At 72.2% G+C, this 18446-nt stretch carries 7 protein-coding genes and 1 pseudogene; 1 reads left to right on the forward strand and 7 read right to left on the reverse strand.

Annotated features, from left to right (window positions below; translation table 11 throughout):
* Positions 1-9: 9 nt before the first annotated feature.
* A complete protein-coding gene (locus ACWEIJ_RS29655; RefSeq protein ID WP_449840533.1) occupies positions 10-1377 on the forward strand; it encodes a BTAD domain-containing putative transcriptional regulator in 1368 nt (455 codons plus the stop codon).
* A gap of 1871 nt (positions 1378-3248) precedes the next feature.
* On the opposite strand, the gene ACWEIJ_RS29660 is transcribed toward ACWEIJ_RS29655, so the two are convergent.
* From ACWEIJ_RS29660 to ACWEIJ_RS29690, 7 genes and pseudogenes are all read right to left on the reverse strand, one after another.
* Positions 3249-4352 (reverse strand): VWA domain-containing protein, encoded by a 1104-nt coding sequence (locus ACWEIJ_RS29660; protein ID WP_449840534.1) that lies wholly within the window; start codon positions 4350-4352, stop codon positions 3249-3251.
* On the reverse strand, positions 4349-6592 hold the full coding sequence (locus ACWEIJ_RS29665) for a DUF5682 family protein (RefSeq protein WP_449840535.1): 2244 nt from the start codon (positions 6590-6592) through the stop codon (positions 4349-4351). The genes ACWEIJ_RS29660 and ACWEIJ_RS29665 overlap by 4 nt, the downstream gene beginning before the upstream one ends.
* Complete coding sequence (locus tag ACWEIJ_RS29670; RefSeq protein WP_449840536.1) at positions 6550-7620, reverse strand: ATP-binding protein; 1071 nt, start codon at positions 7618-7620, stop codon at positions 6550-6552. Before ACWEIJ_RS29670 ends, ACWEIJ_RS29665 begins: the two co-directional genes overlap by 43 nt.
* The gene (locus ACWEIJ_RS29675; protein WP_449840537.1) at positions 7617-11228 is read right to left on the reverse strand and encodes a DUF4132 domain-containing protein; all 3612 of its coding nucleotides are present in this window, start codon (positions 11226-11228) and stop codon (positions 7617-7619) included. Before ACWEIJ_RS29675 ends, ACWEIJ_RS29670 begins: the two co-directional genes overlap by 4 nt.
* Positions 11229-11295: 67 nt before the next feature.
* Entirely contained in the window at positions 11296-14436 is a 3141-nt protein-coding gene (locus ACWEIJ_RS29680) for a DUF4132 domain-containing protein (protein WP_449840555.1), read from the reverse strand.
* 495 nt (positions 14437-14931) lie between these two features.
* Positions 14932-15309: pseudogene (locus ACWEIJ_RS29685) on the reverse strand (WGR domain-containing protein); the annotation flags it as partial.
* Positions 15213-18434 carry a DUF4132 domain-containing protein gene (locus tag ACWEIJ_RS29690; protein WP_449840538.1) on the reverse strand — a complete coding sequence of 1074 codons (3222 nt, stop codon included), beginning with the start codon at positions 18432-18434 and terminating at the stop codon, positions 15213-15215. The gene ACWEIJ_RS29690 and the pseudogene ACWEIJ_RS29685, both read right to left, overlap by 97 nt.
* Between the last annotated feature and the right edge of the window lie 12 nt (positions 18435-18446).

Consider the following 18446-nt stretch of genomic DNA (forward strand, 5'->3'; position numbering starts at 1 on the left):
GAGGCCCGCATGCCCGCGCTGCCGCGGTACCGCACCGACCCGAGCCCCCGTGCGCTGGCCGCCCGCCTGCGCGCGCTGCTCACCGCCCAGGTCCCCGTCGCCTGCGGCGTCTACGCGGGCCTCGCCGCTCCCGTCGAGGCGTCCGCGCTGCACGCCCGGATCACCCACGCGATGGCGTCCGCGTTCGTGACCGGCGCTTCCGCGAGCGTGCCTCGGTTCGAACCGCCACCATCCGCCCAGCTGCGCCTGCTGACCGCGGCCAGCTGGGGCCGGCTCGACGGCGTGGGCGCCGACCTGACGACGTTCCCCGTAGACCTCGCCTCCGAGCTGTGGTGGCGCGTGCACGAGCGCGCCTCGGGCTCGCTGCGCACCACCGAACGCCGAGTCGCCTGCGACCTGCTGCTGCGCCTGGGCTACCCGCACCGCGCGGCCTCGGCGATCGGCCTCTCCGTCATCGACGCACGCCGCCACGTGCTCTCACCCGACCTCGCGGTGGAAGAACTCGCCGTGCTGCGCTGCCACGTCCCGGCGTCCGTGGTGGAGTCCATGGCGCTGCGCGGCGCCCGCTCGGACCTGCCGCCCTCGACACGCCGCGAGCTCGCCCTGTTCGTGGTGTTCCGCAACGCCGCCCGCGGCGCCGACTCCACCTCCCTGCAGGCGGGCGCGGCCCTGGCGGTGAAGGCGTCCTCGGAGCTCCCCGCCTCCGCACTCCAACGGGCCCGCCTGCACCGCGCGCTCGCCTCCGTCCCGTTCGTGCGGCACGACATCACGGAAACGCACCGGCTGCTCGGGCGCGCGCTGGAGTGCCTGACGTCCATCACGCCCGGCTCCGCCCTCGATCGGCTGGCCTGGGCGGACGAGGCCTACGCCCTGTACTGCTTCCTGGTCCGCAGCCACCTGGCCGTGGGCCTGGCCGCCCGCGCCGTCGGGTACACCGACGAACTGGTCTTGCTCAGCCCCGGCGACGACCGGACCTGGGCCCTGCGCGGCGACGCACTGGCCGCGTCCGGCCGCCTGGACGACGCCCTCGACGCCTACACCCGCGGCGTGTCACTGGGCGGCTGGGGCGCCGCGCGAGCCGCGTACCTCCGCGGCTTCGTGCTCGAACTGCTCGGCCGGATGCCGGAGGCCGCCGAGTCCTACGTGCTGGCGCAACGCATCGACCCGACCGCCTCCGTCTCACCGAGCATCGGCCGTGACCAGCAACCGCAGATGCGCGCCGAACCAGGTGGCCGCAGCCGGCCGGTCGGCGAACGCCACGACCCCGGCCGCCGCCGTGCGCAGCCCCGTGCGGTGCAGGTGAGCGCCGACCTCGCGCACGCGGGCGAGCAGGCCGTCCGTCAGGTTGTCCAGGCCTCGATGCGCCGCATCGGCTAACACCGTCAGCGCGCTGTCGACCACCGCGCTCAACGGGTCCGCCTGCGTCGCGCCCGGAGGCAGGGATTGAGGCGTGGCGTCGGTGGCGAGGTCCGGCACCACCACGCCGGTGTCGGTGTGGACGGCGATCGGGTCGATCACCAGGGTGCCGCGGTGCCTGCGGACCGTGCCGGTGATCGTGGTCGGGTTGGCGCGCAACGCCGTGGCCAGGGCGTCGAGGGCGTGCGGGGCGACGGCTCGGTGCGTGGCTTCGAGGAAGCAGCGGGTTCGGGGCGTTGAGGGTTGGGCGGCGCTGGGTGAGGCGACGGGGTGGGCGAAGCCGTCGTGCGGTGTGGTGTTCGGGTTCTGGGCGGTGGCGCTGGCTGGGGTGTTGTGCGGTGTGGCGTTTGGGCTTTGGGCGGTGGGGGAGCCGTTGTGCGGTGCGGTGGTCGGGTTGTCGGTGGTGGCGTCGTGGTGCGTGGCTGTCCGGAGCTGGGCGGCGTGCGGTGAACCGTCGCGGAGCGCCGCAGTCGCTGGAACGCAGGCGGCAGCGCCGGGCGGAGTGTGGTGCAGCGTGGCCGTCAGGCGTTGTGCCGCCGGGTCGTAGGCGATGTCGGAGACCTCGGTGACCCGTACCGCGCACACTAGTTCCGCCTCCACCCTCGCCCGCACCTGGCGCGGCGGCAGTTCTGCCAGGCGGGCGGCGGCGGCCGCGTAGTCGTCGATCACCAGGGCCTGCGGCACGTGGTCCCAGGCGGTGCCGACCGGCGTGAGCGAGGTTTTGGCGACACGGCTCGTTTTCAGCGTCACCGCTCGGCTCGCGTTGCGGGTGGCCGAATCGGAGACGACGTTCGACGCGGCCAGTTTCTGGGCCGTGCGCAGGGCGGTGTCGCAGTGCACCAGGACCACGTCGCCTGAGGCGAAGTAGACGTCGGCGGTGGTGGCGGTGCGCTGGCGGGCGCCGAGGGCGGTCAGGCGGACTCGGCGCAGCGGGGTTTCGGCGGGTTCGTCGAAGCCGAGGACTTCGGCGCGCGGGCCGGTGGCGGTGGTGCGGGCGTGCAGTTCGGTGAGCAGGGCGGCGAACTGGGTCGCGTCGTAGTCCGCGCTGCGCCGGCGGTACGCGGTCAGCTGGGCGAGCAGGTCGGTGATCACGGCGGCCGGCCAGTGCAGGCGCCCGGCGGTCAGGTCGCGGTGCAGGCGTTGCCAGGCCACGTCCAGGACCTCGCTCGCGTTCGCCGCGCCGTCGAGCAGCAGCTGGTCGAGGAGATCGGTGACGGCGGTCAGATCTGTTGCCGTGGTGGGAGATCCGCCCACGTCGACGGTGTCGGTGCCCTGTGCGTCGGCCTCGCGGAACGCCCAGACCGCCAGTGCCGTGGCCTCGTCGCGGTTGACCGCGTCGGTGTGGACGTAGGACAGGTCGCCGGGCACCAGGAACGTCACCGTGCAGGTGGGCAGCTCGGCCTGGGCGGTCTGGTCGTCGGCGGTCGGGTGGCGGAGCTTGGCGCGGTAGCCCGCCTGGAGCACGCGGCGGGCGCGGCGGAGGGTGCGTTCGCCCATCAACGCGGCCAGGTCCTCGTCGGTCACTGCGGCCGGTGACCACAGTTCGGCCGGGGTGCTCGGCTCGTGGGTTCGCTGGTAGGCGAGGACCACCGCGATGCGGTGCCGGCACACGCCGGTCGCGCCGCAGCTGCAGCGCGCGGCGTCGAGCGTGGTGCGCGGCGGCAGGGTCGTGACGGTGCCGTCCGGGAACTTGCCCTCGACGGTGCCGGCCGGGCCGGTGTCGAGGGCAGGCACGGCACCCGCGTCGAGCTCCTTGGCGGCGCGTTTCACCAGGCCGCGGTTGGCCAGGGCGGCCAGCGCGTCCGGGGTCAGGGCCAGCAGGTCGGGTCTGGTCACGCGAGCTTCTCCGCAACGAATTCCGCTAGTTGGCCTGGGGTCATGGCGCCGACGTGGGCGCCCGCGTTCGCGAGGCGTTGCGCCAGCACGCGGTCGTAGTCCGGGTTCGCCTCCTCGTCCAGCGCGGCGAGGCACAGCACGTGGGTGCCCTGTTCGCACAGGCCCTTCACCGTGCGGACGAGGTGCTCGGCGTTCCCGCCCTCGTAGAAGTCGCTGATGATCGCGACGATCGCGCGGCGCGGGCTGTCCACGAGACTCGCCCCGTACGCGGCGGCCTTGGCGATGTCGGTGCCGCCGCCGAGCTGCACCTTCATCAGCAGCTCGACCGGGTCCGTCACGTCCGAGGTCAGGTCGACGACGTTGGTGTCGAACGCGACGAGGTGCGTCTTGAGGCCGGGCAGGCTCCACAGGCAGGCGGCGGTGACGGCCGAGTGGATCACCGAGCTGGTCATCGACCCGGACTGGTCCACCAGCAGGACCACCTGCCACTGCTCGACGTGCCTGCGCGTGCGGGAGAAGAACTTCGCGTGCTCGATCGACAGCTTGCGCTCTTCCGGCTGGTAGCGCTGGAGGTTCGCCCTGATCGTGGCGCGGAAGTCGAAGTTGCGCGAGTTGCGGTGAATGCTCGGCCGGCGTGACCTCGTGCCGCTGAACGCCTGCCGCACCTCGGTCTTCAGCTTCTCCATCAGCTGCCGGACGACCGCCTCGACGATCTTGCGCGCCATCGCCAGCACGGCGGGGTTCATCAGGTGCTTGGTCCGCAGCACCGCGCGCAGCAACGCCGGGTTCGGCTCGATCCGTTGCAGCACATCGGGATCCGTGACGACGTCGGTGATCTCGTAGCGCTCGACGGCGTCGCGCTCCAGGCGTTCGATCGTCTCCCTGGGGAAGAGCCGGTGCACCTGGTCCAGCCAGTCGACGGTCTGCAACACCGAGTCCGCGTCGCCGCCCCTGCGCACGCCGCGTTCGGCCAGACCGGGATCGCGGCCGTAGAGCCACTCCAGCGCGGCGTCCCTGGCCGCGACGTCGCCCTGCAGACCGCCGGTGCACCGGGTGGCGGGCTCGCCGAGGATCAACCGCCAGCGCTCCATGTCCGTCATGCCAGGCCGCCTTTCACGAGCAACGCGTCCACGCGCTTCTCCACCGCCAGGGCTTCCGCCACGACCAGCGGATCGGCGGTGAGGCGGGTGACGCTCCGCGCGTCGCCCGCGACGCCGCGGTGGTCCAGGACCGTGGCCGCGATGGTCTCCCGTTCCCTGGGCGGGAAGTAGGTGAAGGCGAGCCGCAACGCGGGCAGCGCCACCAGGAACTCCTCCTCGGTCATCGCGCTGACCAGCTCGTCCAGCACACCGACCAGCCCGGGACTGGCCAGCACCTCCTCACGCGCCACCGCGAACAACCCGGCCAGCCAGTCGCCGAGCGCGTCGATGCCGCGCACCTTGCGCACGTCCGGCTGAGTGCCCAGCGCCCACGCGAGGCCGAGCGCCGCCCCGCGCAGGTCCGGCGGTGCCTGCACGTCGTTGCTCACGCGGGTCGCCACGCCCGTGACGTCCGCGACGTCCAACGACAGCGCGGCTTTCGCGTGCAGCACCGCGTCCCTGGTCGCCGCCATCGCCCGCAGCCGGTTCTCGTCGGCCGGCGCCGGACCGCCGTGCAGGCCCTCGATCAGCCACAGCACCCTGGCCGTGCCGGTGTCGATCACCGCGCCCAGCAGCGGGTCCTTCGCCGTGCCGAACAACCTGTCGTGCCGCCACAGCCCGAGCACGCCGCTGAGCACGTGGCCGAGCGCCGCGAGATCACCTGTCTCCCGCACGCCTTCGTCGAGAGCCTCCTCGACCTTGCGCGACAACGTCGTGATGCCGCACAGCACGGCGTCGAACAGCACCTCGGCCAGCTGGTCGAGCCGAGCGTGCCGGGAACGCCGTTCCAGCACCGCACCGGCCGCCTCCTCCAGCGTGGCGCCGTTCTCGGCGGCCTCGATCAACGCGGCCAGCCGCTCCTCGACCGGCTTGAGCACCCACTGCTCGTCGAGCTGCGGCCGTGCGCCCTGCGACGGCCCGCTGGTGCGCCCGAAGCCGGGAATCCGCAGCACCCGCAACCGGTGCAGGATCCTGCTGCGCTCCAGCGCGGCCGGGTCGGTGAGGTCGAGGGCGATCTTGCCCTCGTGGTCGAGACCGTGCTCGCGGAGCAGCCGCAGCACGGCATCGACCAGCGGCGGTGCGGGAGTGTCCGCGTGCAGCCGCCCGACCCGGTCGCCCCGCAGTGCCGCGATCATCTCGACCAGCGCCGGGTGCGCACCGGGCTGCAGCGTGCCGCGGCGTGTCCACGGCGGTGGCTGCGTGAGGTCCTCCGAGATCAACGCGCTGGTCAGGCCGTCGAGCACGTCGGTGCGCGCCAGGTTCTCGTGCCCGCGCAGCCGCGCGAGCGCGCCCGCCTGCGTGTGTGCCGCGATCAGGTCCGCGGTCGACACCGGCTGTTGTTTCCGGCGCAGCCGCGTCGCCACCGACTCGATGAGCCAGTCCGCCGCGCGCTGCGGCCCGTTCTCCCACACCTGCTGGTAGTAGCCGGGTGACGGCATGCCGGACTGGTAGCCGGTGAACGCGTCCAGCCGCGCGTGCGAGTACGGCACGAGATAGCTGGCGCCCCGTTCGCGTTCGGGCACCTCGGGCCACTCCGCGTCGCCGTCGAGCATGGCCCTGAGCGCGGGCGTGTGGAAACCACCGGTGACCACGACGACCGGCCGCCCGCCGGCGTGCCGCACCGCCGCCCGCACCCACCTCGCCATGTACTCCTCGCGCGCCGCGTCGCCGTCGTCGGCGGTCGCCGTGCCGCGCAGCAGGTCGAAGTACTCGGCCAGCCCCTCCGGGTCCTCCTCGGACTCGAAGAGGTGGTCCCACAGCACGTCCACGTTGTCGACCGCGAACTCCCGGCACAACCGCTCGACGACCTCGGCGTACCGCAGCTCGGCGTCGGCGTACCGGTTGGTGACGTCGTGGAACGCCTTGTGCCACGCGGGCAGGTCGATGAACCTGACCTCGGCGTGGTGCCGCCGGCCCTCGGTGATCGCCACCCACTCCGGCGAGTAGTCGCAGAACGGCGACCACGACGCGTGCTCGTCGGAGTAGCTGAACAACGCGACCGGCAGCTCGTGGCCGAGCAGCAGCTCGTCGATGCGTTCGTTGAAGTCCGCCGGCCCCTCGATCAGCACGTATGCGGGCCGGTGGCGTTCGATGGTGGCGGCGACCAGCCGGGCACAGGCGGGACTGTGGTGCCGGACGCCGACGAACACGGCCCCCATCAGCCGGGCAGCAGGTGCCGGGCGCGGTGCAGCTCCTGCCACTGCTCGCCCTTGCGCCGCGGCGCGTGCTGCTCCAGGTACCTGCGCAGCCGCGCCAGGTCCTCCGCGTTGTCCTTGGCCGCCGTCCCGGCCAGGCACTCGACGACGTCGGCCGCGGTCCCGGCCTCGCGGCGCAGGAACCACCCCCGCAGCCCCACCGCGTGCGCCACCGACACCGCCTCCGCCGTGCTCATGACGGTGGTGAGCCGGTCGGTGCCCTCCCTCAGGTCGCGGAACGTCCTGACGAGCACCTCCAGCACGTCCCGCTTCGGCGCGAGCTGCACGCCGGAGCGTTCCAGCAGCTTCGCCGCCTCCTGCTCGACCAGCGCGAGCTCGGTGTCGAAGTCGGCGATCGGGAACACCGTCTCGAAGTTGAACCGCCGCTTGAGCGCCGCGCTCATCTCGTTGACGCCCCGGTCGCGTGTGTTGGCCGTGGCGATGACGTTGAACCCGTCCTGCGCGAACACCATGCCGTCCGGCCCGTTCAGCTCACCGATCGCCATCACGCGGTCGGACAGCATCGACAACATGCAGTCCTGCACCTCGAGCGGGCACCGGGTGATCTCCTCGAACCGCACGATCTTGCCCTCGGCCATGCCGCGCAGCATCGGCGCGGGCACCAGCGATCGCGGCGACGGGCCCTCCGCCACCAGCAGCGCGTAGTTCCACGAGTACTTGATCTGGTCCTCGGTCGTCGCCGCGCCACCCTGGATCGTCAGCGTCGACTCACCGCAGACCGCCGCCGCGATCAGCTCGGACAGCAACGACTTGGCCGTGCCCGGCTCGCCCACGAGCATCAGGCCCCTGCTGGTGGCCAGCGTGACCAGTGCTCTGTCCACGAGCGACGGGTCGCCGACGAACTTCTTGCTGATGCGCCGTTTCTCGTCGCCCACGACGAACCGGCGCGCGGCCTCCAGGCTCAACGCCCAGCCGGGCGGCCTGGGCGCGGTGTCGTCGTCGCGCAGCCGCGCGAGCTCGTCGGCGTACCGGACCTCGGCCGGTGGGCGCTGCACGGTCTGGGTGCTCGTCATGACTGCAGGGACTCCAGTTCGGAAAGGACCTCGGAGAGGGTGATCGGGTCGGCGTCGAAGGTGCGCGGCGCGTTCTTCGGCGCGGACCAGTCGCCGGTGCCGGTGGGGGAGAACCACAGGTCGGGGAAGCTGACCTCGGGGAACTCGTCGACCGCACCGACGGCGATCCCGGGGTCGAGGGAGACGACGAGCGCGCCGCCTCCGGGCAACGGCCTCGTCATCCAGCACTCGACGCCCGCGTCCTGCGGCTCGCCGCGGACCCAGCCCTTCTTGGTCAGGCCGAGGACCTTGCCGAACGGATGCGGCACGTCGCAGTACTTCTTGAGGTGCGGGAGCAGGGCCTCACCGGGCGGGACGAGGTGGACCGGGCGGCCGAGCTGGGGAAACGGCTGGAGGATCTCGTAGTCGGCGAACACCTCACCCCACGCGGTCACCGAGGCCTGGAGATCGACCGGGTGCGCGACGCGGACCGTCGCGTCCTCCGGCAGCGTGATCTCCTCGTCGTCCACATCGGCCAGGGTGCGGTCCTCCGCGAGACGGAACGCCAGGCCGTCGCCGGTGATCCAGACGAGCCTGCGGACCAGGTGCCACAGCAGCGGGTGCGCGGCCAGGATCGTGCGGAACTCCTCGGCGGTCCAGGTGCGCTGACCGACCATCGCGCGTTCGAGGCGGCCGATCTGGTCGGCCGCGATCGTGCGGACGTCCTTCTTCAGCGCCGCGAACCGCTTGTGCTCCAGCGGTGCCCTGTCCTGGTCGTCCTTGGCGGCGGGTTTGGGCAGGTCCTTGCGGCGCTTGCCGTCCGGGTCGAGCACGTAGGGCTTGAGCTGCTCGTCGAAGCCGACGGTGAACTGGCGCGGGCCGTAGTCGATCACCAGGGTCGCGGCGTCGTCCAGGCCCAGACGCGGGACCAGCCGGTCGGACAGCTGGTCGCGGGACAGCCCCAGTTCGGCGGCGATCTGGGTGACCTTCTCCTGGGCGCGGGTCTTGAGCGCCTTGAAGGGCACCTTCTCGGCGATGCCGTTCAGGTGCGACAGGGCGACCTCGGTGCCGATGTCGGCCAGCACGTCGAGGCCGGCGACCGCCCTGGCGTGCTGGCTCTCGCCCGGCCAGGCGCGGACCAGCGGCGACAGGGCGCGCACCGTGGAGTCGTCGCCGAACCAGCCGAGCGCGCCCAGCGCCCAGCTCTCCTTCGACGGGGCGCCTGCTTTCTGCCACTGCTCGAAGACGGCCCACGCGAACTCCGCCAGCGAGGTGCGGTCGAGCGCTTCGCGGGCGATCGGCAGGCCCGCGTAGACGTCGCCCGGTTTGGACAACGCGGCGGTCATCAGCAGATGGCCGGCGGCTTCGGCGGGCAGGGCGTGCTTGCGGTCGCGCAGCAGGACCTGCGGGAGCAGGCGGGTGTCGGCCCACTCACCGATCACCGGCAGCCTGGCGGGCAGCACGTCGAGCGGGTCGACCGACAGCACCGCCTCGATCGCGGCCTGCGCGCCGCACGACGCGGCGATGCCCGCCACGTCGACGCCGAGGCCGTGCAGGTGGCGGATCGCCGCCTCGGCGTTGCGGCGCGGGACGCCCGGTGCGCCGGCCGCCGCGGGGATGAGGAGACGGGCGGCCTGGTCGCGGTGCCTGGCGAGCCATTCGAGGCCCCAGCGGCGGGGCTGCTTGGTCCGTGCGAACCAGTCGGCCATCACGGTGGCCACCTCGGCGGTGACGAACGGCAGCAGCACCCGCCCGCCCGCGCCGGGCGTGGCGCCGGCGAGCCGCACCAGAGCAGGCACGGCGTCGAGGCCGAACCGGGCGGCGACGCGTCTGCCCCAGTCCTCGAAACCGTAGGCGTAGTTCGGTTTCCACTCAGCGAGCAGGTGCCGAACCGCGTTCTCCGGCGCGACGAGGAACAGGTCGTTGTCGTAGTAGCCGATCCTGCCCGCGAGGTAGTCCTTGAGCAGCTTCTTCCAGTCGCGGTCCGCCGCGTACCACTCGTGCCCGGACTCCAGCCACGCATCGCGCTCGCCCGGCTGCCACGCCACGAACGGGCCGGGCACCGGAAGATCCTTCAACACCACCGGTTTCACCGGCGGGCGGCGGTGCACCCACGGCGGCGAGACGAGCACCGGTGGCAACAGGTCCGCGTCCGCCTCCGGCACGGCCTGGGCCTCGGCCTCGGCGAGCACGGCGGCGGCCTCGGCCGGCACGTCGACCGCCGGGTTCGACAGCAGGTGCGCCTTCAGGAGCTGCCGGATCTCGTCGCTCGACGACAGGCGCTCCGCCAGCAGCCGGGCCGCCCGTGCCGGGAACGCCGCCATCGCGGACATCAGCGCCGGGGGCACGTACTTGGTGCCGATGCGGTCGAGCATGACGGTGAACGCCTCGTCGGTCGGCAGCGCCGCGAGGACCTTGAGCACCAGCTTGCGGCCGTCCGCGGCCTGGTACTCGCGGTCGAGCTCTTGCGCGAGCAACGGCGCGATGGCCGGCCCCAGCACGTACAGCGCGGTGTACAGCACGAAAGGCGAGCTGGGCAGGGAGAGGTCGACCTCGACGTAGTCGTCGTAACTGCCGGCACTGCAGGGCAGCAGCCACCAGCTCGCGCGGTGGGGCAGGGCGCACACCTCGGCGAACCAGTCGGCCCGTGAGGGCACCAGGAACGACCGCAGCTGCTTCACCTCCGGTGTGGCGCTCAGCTGGCCCAGCGCGGCCTCCGCGGCTGCCCGTTGCTCGTCGTCGGCGACCGCCAGCGCGTATCGGACCGCGATCAGCATCTGACCTTCGACGTCGGTGCGGCCCGCGTGGAAGTAGCCCCGGCGATGGTGCAGGTGGACGCCGGTCCGCTTGTTCTGGTGCGCGTGCCAGACCTCGTCGAACTCCAGCCCGGCGAACTCGATGACCGCGACGGCCGCGAACGCCGGTCCGTGATCGGCGACCCAGGCGTGCACCGACGGCAGCCCGGATCCGGTGATCGTCGCGATCGCCGCCGCTCCAACGGGATCCGGCCGCCCGGCGAGGTGGTCGCGGGCCGCTCGCACGAGCTCCTGGTCGGACTCCGGCGCGGCCAGCGCCTGCTCGATCACCTCGGCCTTCTCTGCCACCAGCTGCCTGGCCTGGGCGGCCATCTTCTGGTCGACCGAGAACTCCGGCGCCGGGTGGAAGCCGCGTTGCCGCACCACGTCGCGCAGCCACGCCTTCGGCATCACCCACGTGTCCTCGTCGACGACGGTGGGTGCGGGGTTCTGCGCCGTTGTGTGCTTTCGTGCCGCCTGAGTGGTGGTGTGGTTTTCGTCGGTGGTGATGGTTGTGGTTGCGGACTTTCGCGCTGGTTCGGAGGTGGTGTGGGTGTCGTCGGCGATGGTGGGCGCGGTTGCGGGCTTCTGCGCTGGTGGAGCAGCGGTGACCGAAGCGCCTGCGGAGGCGCCGGCCGGGTGGTAGCCCTTCTTCTCCTTCTCCGCCACCAGCTTCGCGACATGGGCCTCGGCGGCCTGCGCGGACGGGAACTCCTTGGTCTGGGTCTGGCCGGCCGTGTTCAGCCGTCCGAACCGGACGGTGACCGTCGCCTCGTCCTGGCCGATCTCCCAGAACTTCGCCGAACCTCCGGCGACGAGTTCCCATCTGCGCACTGCCGTACCCCCTGGATCAGTGTCGGAAAGGCCTGTCCCTGAACCGTAGCCAGGGGGTCTGACAATTTCAGCCGTGCAGGGATTCCAGTTCGGACAGGATCTCCGAGACCGTGATCGGGTCGGGCGCCGGCCAGTGGCCGTCGCCGCTCGTGGTGTACCCGAGGTCGGCGAACCTGATCTCCGGGAACGCGTCGATCGCACCGACCGCGATGCCGGGGTCGAGGGACGCGACGAGTGCGCCGCCGCCGGGCAGCGGCCTGGTGATCCAGCACTCGATGCCCGCGTCCTGCGGTTCGCCGCGGATCCAGCCCCTCTTGGTGAGGCTGAGGATCCGGCCGACCGCGTACGGCCGGTCGCGGTAGTCCTTGAGCTGGTCCAGGAAGTCCTCGCCGGGCGCCAGGACGTGCAGCGGGCGGCCGAGCTGCGGGAACGGCTGCAGGATCTCGTAGTCGGCGAACACCTCGCCCCACGCCGCCGACGAGTCCTGCAGGTCGACCGGGTGCGCCACGCGCACGGTGGCGTTCTCGGGCAATGTGAACTCGTCGTCGGCCGAGTCGGCGAGCGTGCGGTCTTCAGCGAGGCGGAACGAGACGCCCTCGTCGGTGATCCACACCAGCCGCCGGACGATGTGCCGCAGCAGCGGATGACCGGCCAGGACCGTGTGGAACTCCTCGGCGGTCCAGGTGCGCTGGTCGACCATGGCACGTTCCAGGCGGTGGATCTGGTCGGCCGCGACCGCTCGGACGTCCTTCTTCAACGCCAGGTAGCGCTTGTGTTCGAGCGCAGCCTTGTCGAGGTCGTCCTTGGTGCCCGGTTTGGGGAGGTCCTTGCGGCGCTTGCCGTCCGGGTCGAGCACGTGGGGTTTGAGCTGTTCGTCGAAGCCGACGGTGAACCGGCGCGGGCCGTAGTCGATCACCAGGGACGCCTCGTCGTCGAGCCCGAGGCGCGGGACGAGCCGGTCCGCGAGCTGCTCGCGGGACAGGCCCAGCTCGTCCGCGATCTGGGTGACCTTCTCCTGGGCACGGGTCTTGAGCCCCTTGAACTTCACCTTCTCCGCGATGCTGTTCAGGTGCGACAGCGCCACCTCGGTGCCGATGTCGGCCAGCACGTCGAGGCCCGTGACGGCCTTCGCGTGCTGGCTCTCGCCCGGCCAGTTGCGGATCAGCGGGGACAGCGCGCGGACCGTCGAGTCGTCGCCGAACCAGCCGAGCGCGGTGAGCGCCCAGCTCTCCTTCGACGGTGCGCCGACCTCTTGCCAGCGCTGGAAAACCGCCCACGCGAACTCCGCCAGGGAGCTGCGGTCGAGTGCCTCGCGGGCGATCGGCAGGCCCGCGTAGATCTCGCCGGGCTTGGACAGCGCGGCGGTCATCAGCAGGTGCTTGGCGGCCTCCGGCGACAGCGCGTGCTCGCGGTCGCTCAACAGGACCTGCGGGAGCAGCCGGGCGTCGGCCCATTCGCCGATCACCGGCAGCTTGGCGGGCAGCACGTCGACCGGCTCCGCGGACAGCAACGTCTCGATGCCCGCGGCGGTCTCCGCTGTGGGAGCGCTGCCGACGACGTCCACTCCCATCCCGTGGAGCCGGCGGATCGCCGCCTCGGCGTTGCGCCGCGCGACGCCCGGCGTGCCCAGCGCGGCGGGAACGAGGAACCCGGCGGCCGTCTCGCGGTGCCGGGCGAGCCAGTCGATCGCGACGCGCCTGGCCTGCTTGAGCCGCACCAGCCAGTCCGCCATCAGCGCGGCGACCTCCGGACAGGCGAACGGCAGCAGGATCGTCGCCGCATTGGTGTTCGACTCGACGATGCGCAGCAACGGCGGTAAGGCGTCGACCCCGAACCTCGCGGCGATCCGCTTGCCGGACCGTTCGGCGCTCCAGCCGTAGCTCGGCTTCCAGTCCGCCAGCAGATGCCGGACCTCGTCCTCCGGTGCCATCAGGAAGAGGTCGTTGCCGCTCCTGCCGCTCCGGCCGGCGACGTACTCCTTCAGCAGGTGCCGCCAGTCGTGATAGGTGCCCCAGTGGGCGCCGTTCAGCCACGCGTCCCGCTCGCCCGGTTCCCACACGGTCGACGGCGCGGGCACCGGCACGTCCGGTACCACGACCGCCTTGACCGGCGGGCGCGGGCGCAGCCACGGCGGCGACGCGAGCACCTCCGGCAACGCTTCCACGGGCGCTTCCGGCACGGTGGCCTTGTCGACCGCGGTGAAGCCGTCAGGCGCCTCCAGATGCGGATGCGTGGTCAGGTGGACGGTGAGCAGCTGGCGCAGTTCCTTGTCGGACGCGCGTTCCCCGAGCAGCCGGGCCGCCCGTTCCGGGAAGGCCGCCATCGCCGACAGCAACGCCGGGCGCGCGTACTTGGTGTCGACGCGGTCGAGCAGGATCGTGAAGGCTTCGTCGGTGGGCAGCGCCGCGAGCACCTTCAGCGCCTGCTTGCGGCTGTCCGCCCGCTGGTAGCGGTCGTCGAGGTCTGCCGCGAGCAACGGCGCGATGGCCGGCCCGAGCACGTACAGCGCTGTGTGGAGAATTTGCGCGCCGTTGTTCACCGACGTCTTGGCCTTCACGAACTCGTCGTACGTGGTGGCACTGCAGGGAAGCATCCACCACCGCGCCGCCGAGTGCGGCTCCCGGCACGCCTGCTCGAACCAGTCCGCGCGACGCCCCGGCAGCAGATAGGCCCGCAACAACGGCGTGATGTGCGCGCCGCCCCGCTCCAGCACGGTTTCCGCCGCCTCCCGCTCCGCCTCGTCGGCGACCGCCAGCGCGTACCGGACCGCCGTGAGCATCCGGCCTTCCTCGCTGTCGAGGCTCGGGTGCGTGGCGGCGCTGTAGCGGTACAGGTGCGCGTTGCTCCACTGCGACTGGTGGGGCAGCCACTTCGCGTTGGCGTACATGCCAACGCTCTCGACCACCGCCTCCACCGCGAACGGCAGGCCGTGGTCGGCGATCCAGTGGTGCACCGATGCCACGTCGCGGGTCGTCATGACCGCGATCGCTGCTGCGCCAACGGGATTCGGGTGGCCGTCGAGGTGGTTCCGGGCTGCCTGCACGAGGTCCTGGTCGGACTCCGGTGCGGCCAGGACGCGGTCGAGGGTGGCCTGCTGCCTGGCCGCTCGTTGCCTGGCTTGGGCGGCTTGTTCGTCATCCAGGGAGAAGGTCGGTGGTGGGTGGAAGCCTCGTTGGCGGACCACGTCCCGGAGCCAGGGTTTGGGCATGACCCAGGTGTTTTCGTCGACCTGGGGAGCGGTGGTGGCCTTGGTGGGTGGGGTGGGCGAGGGAGTTGTGGGGTGGGCGTCGGCGGGGATGGGCTGAGGCGCTGTGGGAGTGGTGGCGGGCTTGTGGGGAGCGGGGACGATGGTGGGTTGGCTCGGGTCCGCGGTTGAGGTGGCGGGTTGTGGTGTGGCGGCGGTGGAGGGCGTGGAGGTCTTGCGAGGGGTGAGGGCGGCGGTGGGTTGATTGGCGGCGGGTTGATTGGCGGCGGGTTGATTGGCGGCGGGTTGTGGTGTGGCGGTGGCCGGTTGGGCGGCGGGGTCGGTTGCGGGCTGCGGCGGTGTGGAAGTGGTGGTGGGTTGGGTGGGGTCGGTTGCGGGCTGCGGCGGTGCGGAAGTGGTGGTGGATTGGGGTGGTGCGGGAGTCGCCATCGGGTGGTTGGTGGGCTGGGGTCCGGCGGGGGCCGGTGGCGTGTTCGGGTCGGGTGAGGTGGAGGGGCGGTAGCCCTTCTTCTCCTTTTCCGCCACCAGTTTGGCCACGTGGGCTGTTGCCGCTTCCGGGGAAGCGAGCTCCTTGGTCTGGGTTTGGCCGGCGGTCTGCAGCCGTCCGAAGCGGACGGTCACGGTCCTGCCGTCCTGGCCGATCTCCCAGAACTTCGCCGAGGCGCCCGCTACGAGCTCCCACCTGCGCACTGCATTACCCCCTGGGGCCGATTCGGAGTGATGTCGGGGACCGTACTCAGGCGGTCCGACGAATTTGGGCGGTCGCGTGAAGAGGCTGGTCAGGTGTGCAGGGAGGCCAGGTCCGCGAGGAGTTCCGAGGCGGTGACCTCGTCGATGTCGAAGGTGTCCGGGCCGCCGTCCTGCGGGGGCCTGCACGAGCCTTCGCCGGTCTCGGAGAACCAGATGGCGCTGAACTTCACCTCTGGGTAGATGTCCACGGCGCCGATGGCGATGCCTGGGTCCAGTGCGGCCACCAGGGCGCCGCCGGACGGGAGGGGGCGGGTGATCCACTCCTCGACGCCGTTGTCCTGGGGTGTGCCGCGGACCCAGCCTCGGTTGGTGAGGCCGAGGATCTTGCCCACCGGTGCCGGGCGGTCGGTGTGCTGCTGCAGTTGCGGGACGCGCGGGGTGTCCGGGGTGAAGGTGCGGGTCGGGCGGATCAGTTGCGGGAACGGTTGCAGGATCTCGTAGTCCGCGAAGATCTCGCCCCACGCGGGCAGTGTGGTGCGCAGGTGCACCGGGTGGGCCACTCGGACTGCGGCGGTTTCGGGGAGGGTGATCTCGTCGTCCTGCGCGTCGGCGAGGGTGTGGTCTTCTGCCAGGCGGAACGAGAGGTCCTCGTCGGTGATCCAGACCAGGCGGCGGACCAGGTGCCGGAGCAGCGGGTGTGCGGCCAGGACGGTGTGGAACTCTTCGGCGGTCCAGGTGCGTTGGTCGACCATGGCGCGTTCGAGGCGGTGGATCTGGTCGGCCGCCACGGTGCGGACGTCCTTCTTCAGCGTCGCGAACCGCTTGTGCTCCTGCGGGGCCAGGGTCTGGTCGTCCTTGGCGGCGGGTTTGGGGAGGTCCTTGCGGCGCTTGCCGTCGGCGTCGAGGACATGGGGTTTGAGCTGTTCGTCGAAGCCGACGGTGAACCGGCGCGGGCCGTAGTCGATCACCAGGGTGGCGGCGTCGTCGAGGCCCAGGCGGGGGACCAGGCGGTCGGAGAGCTGGTCACGGCTCAGGTTCAGGGCCGCGGCGATCTCGGTGACCTTCTGCTGGGCGCGGGTCTTGAGGCCCTTGAACTTCGCCCGCTCGGCGATGCCGTTCAGGTGGGTCAGCGCGACCTCGGTGCCGATCTGGGCCAGCACGTCCAGGCCTGCCACGGCTCTGGCGTGGGCGCTCTCGCCCGGCCAGGCCCGGATCACCGGGGCCAGGCGGCGGACCGTCTCGTCGGTGCCGAACCAGCCGAGCGCGGTCAGCGCCCAGCCGTCCTTGGCCGGTGCGTCCGCGTCCAGCCAGCGGCCGAAGACTTCCCAGGCGAACTCCGCCAGCGAGTCGCGGTCGCAGGCCTCCACGGCGGGCGGCAGGCCCGGGTACACGGCGTCCGGTTTGGACAGTGCGGCGGTCATCAGGAGGTGCTTCGCGGCTGCCGCGGACAACGCCGCGGTGCGGTCGGACAGCAGTACCTGAGGGAGGAACGTGACGTCGGCCCAGTCGCCGATCCTGGGCAGTTTGGCCGGCAGGACGTCCACCGGGTCGATCTCCAGCAGCGTGCGGACGGCGGTGCCCGCCTCGGCGCTCAGCGCGGTGGCGACGGCGATGACGTCGACGCCGGTCTCCAGGTGGAGGTGGCGCAGGGCGAACTCCGCGTTGCGGCGGGCCGGGCCGGGCTCGCTGAGCGCGAACGGCAGCAGGAGACGGGCCGCGGCCTCGCGGTGGCGGGCCAGCCAGGCGACGGCGACCGCGCGGGCGGTTTTGAGGCGCACCAACCAGTCCGCCATCATCTCGGCCACCTCGGGCGTGGCGAACGGGAGCAGGGTGACACCGGCCGTCTGGGGGTTGCTCGCCGCCACCCGTCGCATGGCGGGCAGTGCGTCCAGCTCGAAGCGTGCCGTGATGTTCCTGCCCCAGTGCTCGCCGCCCCAGTTGTCGGCCGGTATCCAGTCGGCGAGCAACGGGCGGGCGAGCTCCTCCGGGCCCGCCTGGAACAGCCTCTGGTCGTGCCGGCGGGGCAGGCGGTGCCGGACGGCCTCGGCGAGCTGCTCCCAGTCGTGGGACTGCCTGGTCCACCGGCCGCTGACCACCAGCCACTCCTCGCGCTCGCCCGGCAGCCACGTCAGGTGCGGGGCGGGTACCGGGAGATCGGTCAGCACCACGGGTTTCACCGGTGGGTGGCGGTGCAGCCACGGCGGGTCGGCCAGCACGCGTGGCAGCGCGGACACCGGCGCGTCCGGCACCGTGACGAAGCCCGCCGCGGCCAGCTGCGCGGCGGTCTCCGGCGGCAGGTCGAGGTCCGGGTGCAGCAACGTGTGCACGCGCAGCAGCTCGCGGACGTCCGGGTCGCCGGCCGCCCGCGGTGCCAGCAGCCGGGCCGCCCGCAGCGGGAACGCGGCCATCGCGGCGTGCAGCGCGGGCCGGAAGTACCGCTCGCGGCGGCGGTTGAGCAGGATCAGGAACGCCTCGTCGGTCGGCAGCGCCGCCAGGACCTCCAGCGCCGTCCTCCGCGTGGCCGCGTCCCCGTCGGACTTCAGGCGCAGCTCGGCGTCGAGCACCGGCGCGAGCGCGGGACCGACGACGTGCAACGCGGTGTACACGGCTTCCGGCGACCAGATCAGGCGGCCGTGCTGGATCCGGCTGAGCTGCTCCACCGTGCTCGCCGAGCTGTGCACCATCCACGCCGGCGCGTCCTGGATCAGGTTCGCCTCCTCGAACCAGTCGTGCCGCGTCGGGGCGAGGAAGGCCCGCGCCACCTGACCGAAACCGGTGGTGCCGATCTTCTCCAGCTCGACCAGCGCGGCGTCGTAGGTCGCGTCGTCCGCGACCGCCAACGCGGTCCGCACGTCGACGAGCACCCCGGCCGCGGAGGTCTGCTCGCCCAGGTGGTGCGACGACCACTGCCTGAGGTGCCGGCTGAACCTCCCCTGGGGCGGCCACACCGGCCAGCGGACGACGTGCACCGTCGCGTGGTGCACGGACGCCGCCGCGGCGAACGGGAGACCGAACTCCTCGATCCACCAGTGCACCGGCGAGGCCGATCTCTCGGCCACCACCGCGAGCACCGCGGCGCCCAGCGGATCGGGCCGGCCGTCGAGCTGGTCGCGCAACGCCCGCACGAGGCCGGGGTCCGACTGCGGGTCGGCCAGCACCTCGGCGATCATCTCCTGCCGCGTCGCCGCGTGGTCGCGGAACTCCTGCGCCGCGGTGAGGTCGACCGAGAACTCCGGCAACGGACGCACGTCGCGCCGGCCGAACGCCTGTCGCAGCCACGCGGCCGGCATGACCCAGTCGTCCTCGTGCACGGAAAGACCCCC

The sequence above is a fragment of the Lentzea sp. NPDC004789 genome (assembly GCF_053601075.1).